This is a genomic window from Flavobacterium sp. GSB-24, assembly GCF_027924665.1.
Taxonomy (GTDB): domain Bacteria; phylum Bacteroidota; class Bacteroidia; order Flavobacteriales; family Flavobacteriaceae; genus Flavobacterium.
The window spans coordinates 2,410,908-2,424,356 of sequence record NZ_AP027043.1 but is presented as its reverse complement, the minus strand read 5'-3'; the positions used below and the strand labels follow the sequence as shown (position 1 = coordinate 2,424,356).

The following is a 13,449-nucleotide window of genomic DNA, read 5'->3' as shown; positions in this document are numbered from 1 at the left end:
TTGCTTTTATATAAAAAACTAAAAATTATCTAGAATAATTTGGAGCTTCTTTTGTAATAGTTACGTTATGTGGGTGACTTTCAGTGATTCCGCTTGATGTGATTCTAACAAAACGTCCAGATTCTTGTAAAGTTGGAATATCTTTTGAACCACAGTATCCCATTCCAGCACGAAGACCTCCAATGAATTGAAGCATACTTTCGTTTAATTCACCTTTGTAAGGAACACGTCCAACAATTCCTTCTGGAACTAATTTTTTAACATCGTCTTCAACATCTTGGAAATAACGATCTTTAGAACCTGTCTGCATAGCTTCAACAGACCCCATTCCGCGGTAAGATTTGAATTTTCTTCCTTCGAAAATGATAGTTTCACCTGGAGATTCTTTTGTTCCTGCTAATAATGACCCTAACATTACACAGTCAGCACCGGCAGCGATTGCTTTAGGAATATCACCTGTATAACGAATTCCACCATCAGCAATAACTGGAACTCCAGTTCCTTTGATAGCTGCAGCAACTTCTAAAACTGCTGAGAATTGAGGAAAACCAACACCTGCAACGATACGAGTTGTACAGATAGAACCAGGCCCGATTCCAACTTTCACACCGTCAGCACCGTTTTCTACTAAATATTTAGCAGCTTCTGGTGTTGCGATGTTTCCAACAATAACATCTATTTGAGGGAATTTTGATTTTACTTCTTTTAATGTGTTTACCACACCTTCTGTATGTCCGTGCGCTGTATCGATAATGATTGCATCTACACCTGCATTTACCAAAGCTTCAGCTCTTTGAACTGCATCTCCAGTAACTCCAATAGCAGCAGCAACTCTTAAACGACCAAAAGAATCTTTGTTAGCGATTGGTTTTTGAGTCAGTTTTGTAATATCTCTAAACGTAATTAAACCAACTAATTCGTTTTTCTCGTTTACAACTGGTAATTTTTCGATTTTATGACCTTGTAAAACCACTTCTGCCTGCTCTAATGAAGTTCCTTCAGAAACAGTTACTAAGTTTTGGCTTGTCATAACCTCAGCGATTGGTCTTGCCCCGTTTTTCTCGAAACGTAAGTCACGATTGGTAACAATTCCTTTCAGGATTTTGTTTTCGTCAACGATTGGAATACCACCGATTCCGAATTCTTTCATAGCATTTTTAGCGTCAGCGATTGTAGAGTTCATTGGTAATGTTACCGGATCGATAATCATTCCTGCTTCAGCACGTTTTACTTTTCGAACTTTTCCTGCTTGTTGTTCGATAGTCATATTTTTATGTAAAACACCTATTCCGCCTTCTTGCGCCATAGCAATTGCCATTGCACTTTCTGTAACAGTATCCATAGCAGCAGATACAATCGGAACGTTTAATGTGATGTTTCTTGAGAATTTTGATTTGATACTCACTTCGCGGGGAAGCACATTCGAGTAGTTAGGTACTAATAATACATCGTCGTAAGTTAAACCTTCGCCGATAATCTTGGAGTTGTGTGCTATCATGTTGCAATTTCTAGTTGAATTGCGTGCAAATATAGTGAATAAATTGGAAACTTGAATACTAACTTATTCATAAATTTAACTTTACAAGAATAGTTTTACAAATTTTCAATTTGAAATATTCAATTCTTTTAAATTTCAAATTCCAATCTTTTTGAATCCCAAATCCCAATCTAATTGGAATTTGGAATTTAAAAAATTGAAAGTTTTTTGAATTAATCCTCTCGATCTTGGAATACAAAATTGATTCCGATCTGAAATGCCGCGCTTCTAGCTTTGGACAAATCTTTGTATTCGAGAATATTATTTACCAAAGCATAAAGATTGACTGAACCAATTGTTCCTGCGAGCCCGAGTCCAATATTTTTGTTTGAAAATGTGTCAAAAGTATAAGTGGCCTTTACATCTAGTTTTCTAAAAATATTTCTTCTATAAAAAGCGGTCAAAGCAACTAAAGGTTCGCGTGGTGTTGTCATGGCAAAAAACTGCGCTCCTACTGCATTTTTATAATATTTTTCGACTTGCCCTCTGCAATTACATTCGTCATCTGGACGCGCTTCTCCAAATGAATATTGAATAGAGGAATAAAATTTTGTAGGACGCCAAGTTGTATATTTATTGTAAAGTGTCTCCTCTGGTATAGCTTCTTCAAATTCGTCAAAAACATTTTCTGGATTATCAGTACCCATAAAATCGGGATTTACACCATCGTATTGATACGTTCCCTTGTAGGTGCGTGTTTCAATATCTTTTGTCTGCCTTATAAAACCTAGATCGACTATACTTGCTGCAAGCTGTAAATTTTCTTTTATATAATAGGTAATTCCAGCATCTAATCCGAGTCCTAAACTTCCATTAAAGAAGGTATTATGCGCAATGTCTTTGGCTACATTTCCTTCGTATTCATCTTTTGTGAATTTAGAAATTCCAGAAGTTTTTAATTCTAAATTTGAAGAAATGATTTGATTGTACAAATTTGGAGTTCCAGCATTCTGTCCTGTATAGATATAACCGGAATTTTTAGTTGAAGTAGCATTTGCACCACTTGAATAGATTTTGGCTCGTCCTCCATAAACAAATTTGTCACTTACTTTTTTATGATATCCGACATGAAATACAGAAAGCACCTCAGCTTTAGCACTTATATCTCCCAGATTGAATGATTTCCCGATATAATCTCTATTTCCGTTTAACGCCAATAAAGCCGGGTCTTTTGGAACATACATGAAAAAATCAAATTCCTGATACAATCCGAACGAAACATACGATCGGCTTTCTCTGCCTCCAACTCTAAAGCCACCAGAGAATATTTCTAACTGTTGATTGGTTACTACTTTATCATTACTAGACGATCTATTAATTACGTCTCGAACTTTTTGATTAAAATCTACTCCATTATCAGCAAATAAATCATACGCCGAAAAGCTGTTTGAACCTACATTGGCAGAAACTCCAGATAGAACTGGGAAACCAAAATAGTATTTATAAGATACATCGGCTCCAGGATTTACAAGAGACGATTGCGGAATAGAAGTGAAATTATACAACAGTTCTTTATTTTGACAAAAACAAGAAAGCTGAAAAACGATGCAGAAAATCAGATATATTTTTCTCATTCGATCACTAAATAAGCTGTTGCACTTGATCTCAATTTTAAATTTCCTAAACTTTCATTATTTAATGGCGGCCCAGCGGCGATTATAACTACAAAACCAATTTTGGTCGTTTGTTTTAAAAGATTTAATCGCTCGTTTTCAAACACTTCTGTCGGATATTTTATAACATTCGTCGTTCCTTGATAAGCCGGAACGGTATAAGATATGGTTTGCAATATTTGATTATCATCGTTCATCAACAGCAGATTCACAATAAAAGTTCTATCAATATTATTCTCAATTTCGAAATTAAATTCTGCTTTCTTCAAACGGTTGGTAAAAAAACTGTCTTTAAAAACGTCAAAGCTTCTTGTATCAAAAGCAATGTGAGTTCCCCCATCATCTATAAGCTGATTAGCAGGAATATCAAAATAAGCAAGGTTTGCTACAAAGACGGGCTCTAACTTTAAATCTTTTACCTGATCGAAATCTAAATCACTTGAACAGGAAAAAAATAAAAAAGCCAAAAGTATTATGCTTGAAATTTTGCGCGAAGAATTCGATTTCATAACAAAAATTATATGAATAATAAATGTAACGCTTAATGTTTACATTCATTATCTAAGGTAAGAAAAATAACTATTTTTTAATGAAACTTTCCGAACAATTTTGAAGCTTCATTATAAGCGCTTTCAAAACTTAGAGCGTTTAAGCCTGTAGTTTTTTTATTAGCAGTGAAGTAAGAAATTAGTTTTTCTGTCGGCATATTTCCGGTTAATTTATCGGTTGCCATAGGACAGCCTCCAAAACCTTGTATTGCACCATCAAAACGAGTACAGCCTGCTTTTGCGGCAGCATCGATTTTCTCGAACCAGCTGTCAGGTGTGGTGTGCAGGTGAGCGCCAAATTCTACTTGAGGATATTTAGGAATTAAATGCGAAAACAAATACGTAATAACGTCTGGGGTAGAACTTCCAACAGTATCTGAAAGTGATAAAATTTTCACTCCCATTCCAACAAGTTTTTCCGTCCATTCTCCCACAATTTCAACATTCCAAGGGTCTCCGTAAGGATTTCCAAAACCCATTGAAAGATAGGTGACTACTTCTTTATTTTTCTTAGAAGCAACTTCTAAAATTTCTTCAAGCGTAACTAAAGATTCTGTAATCGTTTTATGTGTATTACGCATCTGGAAATTCTCGGAAATAGAAAACGGAAATCCTAAATATTGAATCTGCTCATATTCTGATGCTTTAACTGCTCCTTGAGTATTGGCAATTATAGAAAGTAGTTTACTTGAAGTTTGAGACAAATCAAGCTGTGCTAAAACCTCAGCAGTATCCTGCATTTGCGGAATAGCTTTTGGAGAAACAAAACTTCCAAAATCAATAGTATCAAAGCCTACTCTAAGCAAAGCTTGTATGTAGGAAACTTTATTTTTGGTCGGAATAAAATCCCTAATGCCTTGCATGGCATCTCTAGGGCATTCAATAATTTTTATTTCTTTATTCAAAGCTTACTCATTTGTAAAAGGCTAAGTTAGTTTCTTTTTTAAATAAATAAAAGATAATTTTAGATAATGCAGTTATTACCTAATATCGTAATAGAAAGAATTATTACCTAAAAATGTAATAATTTTAAATATTACCAAAAAGCGTAATAATTAATTTTATTACTTATATTTGTAATACAAAGTTTATTATTTTTTAATTATATTTGATTATGACTAGCGTAATTACAGGCGATATAATTGGCTCAAGACAGCAGAAATCAGATCATTGGGTAGATGATTTAAAAAACATCTTAGCTCCATTTGGATCAACACCCAATAAATGGGAGGTTTACCGCGGAGATGAATTTCAAATTGAGATTCCAAATCCAGAAGATGCTTTATTAGCTGCCATTTTGGTAAAAGCGCATTTACGAGCTATAAAATCAGATGCGAGAATGAGTATTGGCTTTGGAGATAAAACTCATAATGCCAAAAGAATATCCGAAAGTAATGGTTCTGCCTTTATACATTCCGGAGAACTTTTTGAGACTTTAAAAAAACAGAAAGTTACATTAGCGCTTCGAACGGGAGATAATAGTTTTGACGAAAAACTAAATTTAATGCTGCAGTTAGCCTTAACTTTTATGGACAGCTGGCTGGTACAATCGGCAGAATTTGTGGCTGCTGCTATAGAAAATCCTACTTTGTCTCAAGAAGAATTAGGACAAAAACTAGGCATAAACCAAGCTGCGGTAAGCCGAAGACAAAAACGCGCTCAGTTTGATTTGGTTATGAATTTAGATCGTTATTTTAGAAAAGAAATAAAACAACTTACAGCCTCATGATTTTATTTATAAAACTGCTTTTAGCTCATTTACTCGGAGATTTTATCTGGCAGCCTAATTCTTGGGTAGCCGATAAAGAAATTAAAAAACATAAAAGTATTTACTTGTATGTTCATATTTTACTTCATGGAGTTTTAGCTGCGATTGTAGCTGGACAAGTCAGTTTTATACCTTACGCAGTTTTAATTGCCGTTACCCACGGTATAATTGATTTAATTAAACTCAATTTTCAAAAAGCAAAAACAAAGCGAACTTGGTTTGTTGCAGACCAAATTGCACACATTATTATATTAATTGCCGTTGTAATGCTTTACGAAAATAATGACATTATCGACTTTTGGGTTATGAATGAATTCTGGATTTTAATCACCGGAATTTTACTGGTAACCAAGCCCGCTTCTATTTTCATAAAAACCATTATTTCAATTTGGAGTCCAGAAAGTCAAAACAGCCATCAAGACAATTCTCTAGCCAGTGCAGGAAATTACATTGGTATATTAGAACGTTTATTTATACTTTGTTTTATCCTAACTGCTCATTTTGAAGCAATAGGGTTTTTATTGGCTGCAAAATCTATCTTTCGATTTGGAGATTTAAAAGAAGCCAAAGACCGCAAGCTCACCGAATACGTGATGATTGGTACTTTAATTAGTTTCGGAATCGCGATAATAGTCGGATTAATTCTTCAGGGGCTTCTTTTACAACTGCCCTAAAACTTTTTTATTGATTGCTTTAATCAGCGCTGGACCTTCATAAATAAAACCTGTATACAATTGCACTAAACTTGCTCCTGCATTTAGTTTTTCGATCGCATCATCTGCAGAATGAATGCCGCCCACTCCAATAATTGGGAATGCTTTATTGCTTTTTTCAGAAAGAAAACGAATTACTTCTGTAGAGCGTTTTGTCAATGGTTTTCCAGACAAACCTCCCATTTCTGACTGATTTTCAGATTGTAAACCGTCTCTTGAAATTGTAGTATTGGTTGCAATTACTCCTGCAATCTGCGTAGTTTTTACAATATCTATGATATCTAATAACTGCTCATCTGTAAGATCTGGAGCAATTTTTAATAAAATTGGTTTTACTTTCTGCGTACTTGTTTTTTGCTTTTCAATGTTTCTGTTTTGCAAAGTCTGCAGCAAAGCAGTTAAAGGTTCTTTGTCTTGTAAAGCTCTTAAATTTGGTGTATTTGGCGAACTTACATTGACTACAAAATAATCTACATGATCGAACAAAGCATCAAAACAAATGATATAATCGTTTACTGCATTTTCGTTTGGAGTCACTTTATTTTTTCCAATATTTCCTCCAATCAAAACTCCAGAATTTTTCTTCAAACGTTCTACAGCTTCCAAAACGCCGCCATTATTAAAACCCATTCGGTTAATAATTGCTTGATCTTCTTTTAAACGAAACAAACGTTTTTTTGGATTTCCTTCCTGACCAACCGGTGTTACGGTTCCAATTTCAATAAAACCAAAACCAAAATCAGAAAGCTCTTTGTACAACTTTGCATCTTTGTCAAATCCTGCTGCAAGTCCAACGGGATTTTTGAATTTAATTCCGAAAACTTCTCTTTCTAATCGAGAATCTTTTACTTCATAAATTGATCTTATAATTGACGAAACTCCTGGGATTTTTGAAATGAATTTAACAAATGAAAAAGTAAAGTAATGCACTTCTTCAGGATCAAACCAGAAAAGTATCGGACGAATTATCAATTTATACATGAGTGTGTTGTTGTTATTTTGGGTGCAAATTTAAATATTATAGTTTAAAAAGGTGCTTTTTTACAAAAACAAATAATTTCAATTTTGTTTCATTCTTCAAAACATAATTAAAAACATATAGTCAAAAATTCAATTTTTAAGGTTGCAAGTTATAATATGAAACAACTTCCGGCACTTAAACTACCTGCTCCGGATTTTTTATTAATTAATTTTGAAGCAATTAAGAATCTTTTATACAAATCAATCCAACTATATGTATAAAGAAAACCCAACAAATCGAAACCCTATCATTCTGTTATTAATTCTCATACTATTAATTGGTTTTAAAGGCTTTTCACAGCATGAAAAAGACACTACAAAACTGATGAACATTCGTTATGGTGACAAAGGAATTGAATTACAAACACGAGATAATAAATTTCTATTTCAATTACAAAGCAGATTTCAGTTTCGTTTTTCTACTCCTTACGATGCAGATCCAGTTACTTACGATGATTATGCTCAAGATGCACAAACGGTTTTTAAAATAAATCGTGCCAGATTAAAAGTCGGCGGCCACGCTTTTGAACCGTGGTTAAAATATTATTGGGAATACGAACTAAGCCAGTCCAATTTACTTGACTTTAGAATTATGATTGAAAAATGGGAGTGGCTGAGTTTTAAAGTCGGGCAATGGAAAACAGAATTTACCCGCGAACGTTTCATTAGCAGCGGCGAACAGCAAATGGCCGAGCGGTCTTTAATTAATCGTCCGTTTACAGTAGACAGACAATTGGGACTCGAAGTTTACGGACATTTGAAAGGCAGCGGCATAGCTGACTTTAATTACTGGGCGGCTGCGCTGACAGGAACTGGACGAGGAAGTTCGGTAAATGATGACAGCCATTTAATGTATTTTGGAAGAGCGCAATGGAATTTCTTGGGTCGATTTTTGGATTTTGAAGGCTGTGATTTAGAATTTCACGAAAAACTTACACCAATTATTGCTTTTTCAGCCATAACAAATAGAAGTCCATACACTCGTTTTTCTCAAGCTGGCGGAGGTTCCTTAGAAGGATACGAAAATGGTTTGCCAGGTCAGTATAGAGTTAATCAATGGAATGTAGAAACGGCTTTTATGTACCGTGGTTTTTCTTGGCAGAGCGAATGGCATACCAAAGAAATTATTGATAAATTAAACAATAATGAAACAACAACGCTAAAAGGATATTATGTTCAGGCTGGATATTTCTTTCATAATGTTTTCGATTGGTGGCCAAAACATTTGGAAATGGCAGGAAGACATACTGCTTACAGACCAGATAATTCAATAAGACAAAATAGACAAGATGAGTCGACATTGGCTTTTAATTGGTTTTTTAAAGGCCATAAAAATAAACTAACTTCTGAAGTAAGTTATTTTAGTTTTCAGGACAAAACTTTACCACTTGAACAAGGCTGGCGATTTCGCATACAATGGGATATTTCATTGTAAGAATATTCATTTCCAAAAATTAAAAATACTTGCTCAAATCTTACATACAAATTCTTTTTTTTAATAACTTTATCTAACTTAAAATACTGAAAATGAAAAATATAAATAAAAAAATACATAAAGTTGTACTAACATGTCTAGCTGCATCGTTTTTTTTGATTTCTATTGACAGCATAGCACAGCGCCGAGTTGGAGGAAATGGCGGAGGAGTTCACAGACCGAGTGGAGGAACTCAAACAAGGCCTGCGGCAACAAGACCCGCAAACCAATCCCGACCAGCTGTAAACAGACCTTCTACAAACAAACCAGCAGTAACTAGACCTGGATCTAATGGCTCTGGAACTAAAGTAACCAGACCTACAAATAGTTCGAACACTAGTATTAACAACAGAAACAATACAACAAACCGTAATTCTAATAACACCATAAATTCAGGCAATAGAAATACAAACATAAGCGGCAATACAAGAAATGTTGACCGAAGCAGAGATATTACCATAAACAATAATAGAAATACTGTCGTGAGAAGAAATACTGTTGTGTATGCACGTCCTCCGTATGTATATGGCGGTTATAGATATCATGCTTACAATCCATATTATTTTCATCCTTACAGACCTTATTACTATGGACCAACATGGCATCCTTGGGGATTTTTTGTAGCAACTTTAGCGGTTACAGCAATAGTAGTAAGCGTCGAAAGTTCACAATATCATTATGATCAGGGAGTTTGGTATGCACCTTCTAACGGAGGTTATACGGCTGTTCCAGCTCCAGTTGGAGGAACCGTTAATAATATTCCAAGTGGCGCACAAACTGTTAATACAGGAACAGTAAATAATTATTACTATGGAGGAACTTATTATGAAAAAGACGGCAATACTTATAAGGTTGTGCCTCCAACAGCAGGAACAATAGTTGATAATTTACCAGAAGGCGGCGAAGAAGTTACGATTGGAGATGTAAAATATGTAAAATTTGGAGAAACTTATTATCAACCCGTTCAAGTTGACGGCAAAGAAAAATATGAAGTAGTTCTTGTTGAAAAAGACAAATAATTTATTAATCCTATATAATTACTATAGTATTAATAATTATTTTTATAATTTTATCCCATCAATTTGACAACCAATTCAGATCAAAATCAATTACCATGAAAAATAAAACCTTTTGGATTTTTGCTGTCCTGACAATTTCTATTATTTCTCTTGCTTACGGTTATAGCAAATTAATGGTGCCTAAAAAAGAAATAGCTGAAACTGCAGAATGTCATGAAATTCCAAACACTTCAGCACCCTCAGTATTTAAGCCAACTATCGAAAATAAAGATAAACCTGCAGGAAAAGCTTCAGAAGGTATGGTTTGGATTCCAGGCGGAGAATTCTCAATGGGAAGCAATGTCGAAGATGAAAGTTTATGTAGTATCAAAGGTGTAACGAAAGATGCAGCTCCTATTCACCGCGTATATATTGATGGATATTATATGGATAAAACCGAAGTTACCAATGAAGAGTTCGAAAAATTTGTAAAAGCAACTGGTTATGTTACGGTTGCAGAGCAAAAACCAACCAAAGAAGAATTTCCTGGTGCGAATGAAAACGATCTTGTAACGGGTTCGGTTGTCTTTACACCTACTCCATCTGCTGTTAATTTAAACAATTTCCTGCAATGGTGGCGTTATGAGCCAGGTGCCGACTGGAGACATCCTGATGGTCCTCAAAGTACAATTAAAGGCAAAGAAAAATATCCTGTGGTACATGTAGTATACGAAGATGCAGCAGCTTATGCAAAATGGGCTGGAAAAAGACTTCCGACAGAAGCAGAATGGGAATTTGCTGCTAGAGGTGGTAAAACAGGAAATCTATATGCTTGGGGAAATGATTTAAAACCGAAAGGGAAATTTCAAGCCAATATTTATCAGGGACATTTCCCAATTAAAGACGGCGATACTGGCGAAGACGGATTTAAAGGAATTGCTCCTACAGCTCAATATGCACCAAATGCTTATGGCTTATATGATATGGCAGGAAATGTATGGGAATGGGTAAATGACTGGTATAGTGTTGACTATTACAAATCATTGGCCGATAGTGGCAAAACAGTAAAAAATCCGCAAGGGCCTGATGCTTATAATGATCCAAATGATCCGACAGAAGTTAAACGAGTACATAGAGGCGGTTCTTTTTTATGTACCGACCAATATTGCACGCGATACATGGTTGGAACGAGAGGAAAAGGCGAAATAAGATCTGCGGCAAATCATGTGGGTTTTAGATGCGTCAAAAGCAAATAATCGTAAAAAAACAAATGAAAGGGATTCTGCACAGAATCCCTTTTTTTATTAATTCAGATATGGAAAGCTAAATTATGCAGGAGAAAAATTTTCTATATTTGCTAAAAAATCAAAGAAATGCAACATATCATAGATCGTTTTATTAGTTATATAACAATTGATACAGAATCAGATCCAAATTCGCAAACAACGCCAAGTACTGAAAAGCAGTGGAATTTGGCCAATAAATTAGTTGAAGAACTAAAAACAATCGGACTTGAAGATGTAACTATTGATGATAAAGCGTATATCATGGCAACGCTGCCAAGCAACGTAGATCACGAAGTTCCAACAATAGGTTTTGTTTCTCACTTTGATACTTCGCCAGATTTTAGCGGTGCCAATGTGAAACCTCAAATCGTAGAAAATTACGATGGAAAAGATATTGTTTTGAATGCAGAAAAAAATATTGTTTTATCTCCAAATTATTTCAAAGACTTACTGCAATATAAAGGACAAACCATTATTACAACTGACGGAACAACACTTCTTGGTGCCGATGACAAAGCGGGAATTACAGAAATTGTTTCGGCAATGGAATATCTAATTCAGCATCCAGAAATTAAACATGGAAAAATTAGAATTGGTTTTACTCCAGATGAAGAAATTGGACGTGGTGCGCATCATTTTGATGTAGAAAAATTTGGAGCGCAATGGGCTTATACGATGGACGGAAGTCAGATTGGCGAGTTAGAATATGAAAATTTCAACGCAGCTGGAGCTAAAATTACTTTTAAAGGAAAAAGTGTTCATCCTGGTTATGCAAAAGGAAAAATGATCAATTCTATGCTTTTGGCAAATGAATTTATTAATGAACTTCCAAAAGGAGAAACCCCAGAAGAAACAAAAGGTTACGAAGGATTTTTTCACGTTCATCACATAAAAGGAAACATCGAAGAAACAGTTTTAGAATTGATTATACGTGATCATAATAAAAAGAAATTCGAAAAGCGAAAAGAGCTTATCGAAAAAATTGCCAAAAAATTCAATAAAAAATTTGCTAAGAAATTTGGTGAAGATATCGTAATTGCAGTCGTAAAAGATCAATATTACAATATGAAAGAAAAGGTTCTGCCAGTAAAACATATTGTTGATATCGCTGAAAAAGCGATGCGAGAATTAAACATCAAACCGATCATCAAACCAATCCGCGGCGGAACTGACGGTTCTCAATTATCTTTTATGGGATTACCTTGCCCAAATATTTTTGCGGGCGGACATAATTTCCACGGAAAATACGAATATGTTCCTGCCGAAAGCATTCAAAAAGCGACAGACGTAATCGTAAAAATTGCTGAGCTTACTGCAATTCCAGGAATTTTTGATGTAACTGAAAAACCTAAAAGAAAAAGATAAAGTGGAACCGAATTCTGATAAAAAGCACGTTTGGGACAAAGTCAATCAGTGGGAAGAAGAACTTCTTTTTCTTAAATCAATTATTGACAAAACTGAACTGGTTGAGACCATAAAATGGGGAGGACCTATTTATGTTTACAACAAAAAAAATGTTATCGGAATTGGAGGTTTTAAAAACTATTTTGCAATCTGGTTTTTAAACGGTGTTTTTCTGAAAGATGAGAAAAAGAGGTTGATCAATGCTCAGGAAGACAAAACAAAATCAATGCGTCAATGGCGTTTTACTTCGAAGGATGAAATAAACGAAAAAGAAGTCTTAGAATACATTCACGAAGCGATTGAAAACGAAAAGCAAGGAAAAGTTATTAAACCTTCTAAAAAAGAAGCAATTGTTTCTGAACTTTTAGATCAAGAAATGACAAAAAATCCAGCTTTAAAAGAAGCATTTGCCAAGTTTTCGCCCTATAAACAATATGAGTTTTTAGAATATATTGAAACGGCAAAACAGGAAAAAACAAAACTTTCGAGAATTGAAAAAGTGATTCCGATGATTTTGAATAATGTTGGATTGAATGATAAATACAGGTAAGTTAAATTTCAATATTTAAAATCCAAATTCCAAGTAATCAGAGACCTTTGTCAAAGTTTAAAACTTTGATAAAGGTTTTTTTATGCGCAAAAATGTCATTGCGAGGAACGAAGCAATCTTACTAACAAAAGATAATTTTTGAAATAGTAAATGAGATTGCTTCGTTCCTCGCAATGACAATGCAGCTCGTTAATTTGAAAACAAAAAAAATCCCAAACTCCTTTTAGAATTTGGGATTTAAAATATTGTAATTTAAAATTATGCTTTCTTATTCAAAGCAGCACTCAATTCAAGAGAAATAGCTGAACGCTCTAATTTTAATTTTCCAGACATTGTTTCGATTACAACTGTAGTTTCTGCTAATTCTGCAATTTTACCGTGGAAACCGCTTTTTGTAACTATTCTGTCACCTACTTTTAGGCTGCTTTCAAATTCTTTTTCGTTTTTAGCTCTCTTTTGTTGTGGTCTAATCATGAAGAAATAGATTACCACAAACATCAATAGAAATGGCGCAAATTGAGTTAATTGTCCCATAATT

13 protein-coding genes are annotated in these 13,449 nt (G+C 34.5%); 7 read left to right on the top strand and 6 right to left on the bottom strand.

Going from position 1 to position 13,449, the window contains the following annotated elements; all coding sequences use genetic code 11:
• Window positions 1-25 precede the first annotated feature (25 nt).
• The 4 genes from guaB to QMG60_RS10620 all read right to left on the bottom strand — a co-directional run bounded on the left by guaB (window position 26) and on the right by QMG60_RS10620 (window position 4,603).
• Window positions 26-1,498, bottom strand: a complete 1,473-nt coding sequence (gene guaB, locus QMG60_RS10635) for an IMP dehydrogenase (RefSeq protein WP_057119143.1) — start codon at window positions 1,496-1,498, stop codon at window positions 26-28.
• Between the two features lie 212 nt (window positions 1,499-1,710).
• On the bottom strand, window positions 1,711-3,111 hold the full coding sequence (locus QMG60_RS10630; RefSeq protein WP_281867804.1) for a DUF5723 family protein: 1,401 nt from the start codon (window positions 3,109-3,111) through the stop codon (window positions 1,711-1,713).
• Entirely contained in the window at window positions 3,108-3,659 is a 552-nt protein-coding gene (locus tag QMG60_RS10625; protein WP_281867803.1) for a hypothetical protein, read from the bottom strand. Before QMG60_RS10625 ends, QMG60_RS10630 begins: the two co-directional genes overlap by 4 nt.
• A gap of 77 nt (window positions 3,660-3,736) precedes the next feature.
• Entirely contained in the window at window positions 3,737-4,603 is an 867-nt protein-coding gene (locus QMG60_RS10620; protein ID WP_134140681.1) for a hydroxymethylglutaryl-CoA lyase, read from the bottom strand.
• A 209-nt stretch (window positions 4,604-4,812) separates the two neighbouring features.
• Between QMG60_RS10620 and QMG60_RS10615 the strand changes: the two genes are divergently transcribed.
• The gene (locus tag QMG60_RS10615; RefSeq protein ID WP_281867802.1) at window positions 4,813-5,427 is read left to right on the top strand and encodes a hypothetical protein; all 615 of its coding nucleotides are present in this window, start codon (window positions 4,813-4,815) and stop codon (window positions 5,425-5,427) included.
• Window positions 5,424-6,140, top strand: a complete 717-nt coding sequence (locus QMG60_RS10610) for a DUF3307 domain-containing protein (RefSeq protein WP_281867801.1) — start codon at window positions 5,424-5,426, stop codon at window positions 6,138-6,140. Before QMG60_RS10615 ends, QMG60_RS10610 begins: the two co-directional genes overlap by 4 nt.
• Here the strand turns inward: QMG60_RS10610 and QMG60_RS10605 are convergent.
• Entirely contained in the window at window positions 6,126-7,160 is a 1,035-nt protein-coding gene (locus tag QMG60_RS10605; RefSeq protein WP_281867800.1) for a quinone-dependent dihydroorotate dehydrogenase, read from the bottom strand. The genes QMG60_RS10610 and QMG60_RS10605 overlap by 15 nt on opposite strands.
• Before the next feature lie 253 nt (window positions 7,161-7,413).
• On the opposite strand from QMG60_RS10605, the gene QMG60_RS10600 reads away from it, so the two are divergent.
• From QMG60_RS10600 to QMG60_RS10580, 5 genes are all read left to right on the top strand, one after another.
• A complete protein-coding gene (locus QMG60_RS10600) occupies window positions 7,414-8,634 on the top strand; it encodes a porin (RefSeq protein ID WP_281867799.1) in 1,221 nt (406 codons plus the stop codon).
• Window positions 8,635-8,726: 92 nt separating this feature from the next.
• The gene (locus QMG60_RS10595; protein WP_281867798.1) at window positions 8,727-9,692 is read left to right on the top strand and encodes a DUF6515 family protein; all 966 of its coding nucleotides are present in this window, start codon (window positions 8,727-8,729) and stop codon (window positions 9,690-9,692) included.
• A 95-nt stretch (window positions 9,693-9,787) separates the two neighbouring features.
• Complete coding sequence (locus QMG60_RS10590; RefSeq protein WP_281867797.1) at window positions 9,788-10,927, top strand: formylglycine-generating enzyme family protein; 1,140 nt, start codon at window positions 9,788-9,790, stop codon at window positions 10,925-10,927.
• A 117-nt stretch (window positions 10,928-11,044) separates the two neighbouring features.
• Window positions 11,045-12,322, top strand: a complete 1,278-nt coding sequence (pepT, locus tag QMG60_RS10585; protein ID WP_281867796.1) for a peptidase T — start codon at window positions 11,045-11,047, stop codon at window positions 12,320-12,322.
• A 1-nt stretch (window position 12,323) separates the two neighbouring features.
• Window positions 12,324-12,911 carry a DUF1801 domain-containing protein gene (locus tag QMG60_RS10580; protein WP_134140670.1) on the top strand — a complete coding sequence of 196 codons (588 nt, stop codon included), beginning with the start codon at window positions 12,324-12,326 and terminating at the stop codon, window positions 12,909-12,911.
• A gap of 258 nt (window positions 12,912-13,169) precedes the next feature.
• Here QMG60_RS10580 and yajC read toward each other — a convergent pair whose 3' ends face one another.
• A complete protein-coding gene (yajC, locus tag QMG60_RS10575) occupies window positions 13,170-13,445 on the bottom strand; it encodes a preprotein translocase subunit YajC (RefSeq protein ID WP_057119167.1) in 276 nt (91 codons plus the stop codon).
• Window positions 13,446-13,449: the final 4 nt, after the last annotated feature.

Excerpts from the sequence above, each read along its gene's own strand:
- QMG60_RS10625 (WP_281867803.1), bottom strand. The coding sequence starts at position 3,659 with ATGAAATCGAATTCTTCGCGCAAAATTTCAAGCATAATACTTTTGGCT.
- QMG60_RS10610 (WP_281867801.1), top strand. The coding sequence starts at position 5,424 with ATGATTTTATTTATAAAACTGCTTTTAGCTCATTTACTCGGAGATTTT.
- yajC (WP_057119167.1), bottom strand. The coding sequence starts at position 13,445 with ATGGGACAATTAACTCAATTTGCGCCATTTCTATTGATGTTTGTGGTA.
- QMG60_RS10600 (WP_281867799.1), top strand. The coding sequence starts at position 7,414 with ATGTATAAAGAAAACCCAACAAATCGAAACCCTATCATTCTGTTATTA.
- QMG60_RS10595 (WP_281867798.1), top strand. The coding sequence starts at position 8,727 with ATGAAAAATATAAATAAAAAAATACATAAAGTTGTACTAACATGTCTA.
- pepT (WP_281867796.1), top strand. The coding sequence starts at position 11,045 with ATGCAACATATCATAGATCGTTTTATTAGTTATATAACAATTGATACA.
- guaB (WP_057119143.1), bottom strand. The coding sequence starts at position 1,498 with ATGATAGCACACAACTCCAAGATTATCGGCGAAGGTTTAACTTACGAC.
- QMG60_RS10590 (WP_281867797.1), top strand. The coding sequence starts at position 9,788 with ATGAAAAATAAAACCTTTTGGATTTTTGCTGTCCTGACAATTTCTATT.
- QMG60_RS10630 (WP_281867804.1), bottom strand. The coding sequence starts at position 3,111 with ATGAGAAAAATATATCTGATTTTCTGCATCGTTTTTCAGCTTTCTTGT.
- QMG60_RS10615 (WP_281867802.1), top strand. The coding sequence starts at position 4,813 with ATGACTAGCGTAATTACAGGCGATATAATTGGCTCAAGACAGCAGAAA.
- QMG60_RS10605 (WP_281867800.1), bottom strand. The coding sequence starts at position 7,160 with ATGTATAAATTGATAATTCGTCCGATACTTTTCTGGTTTGATCCTGAA.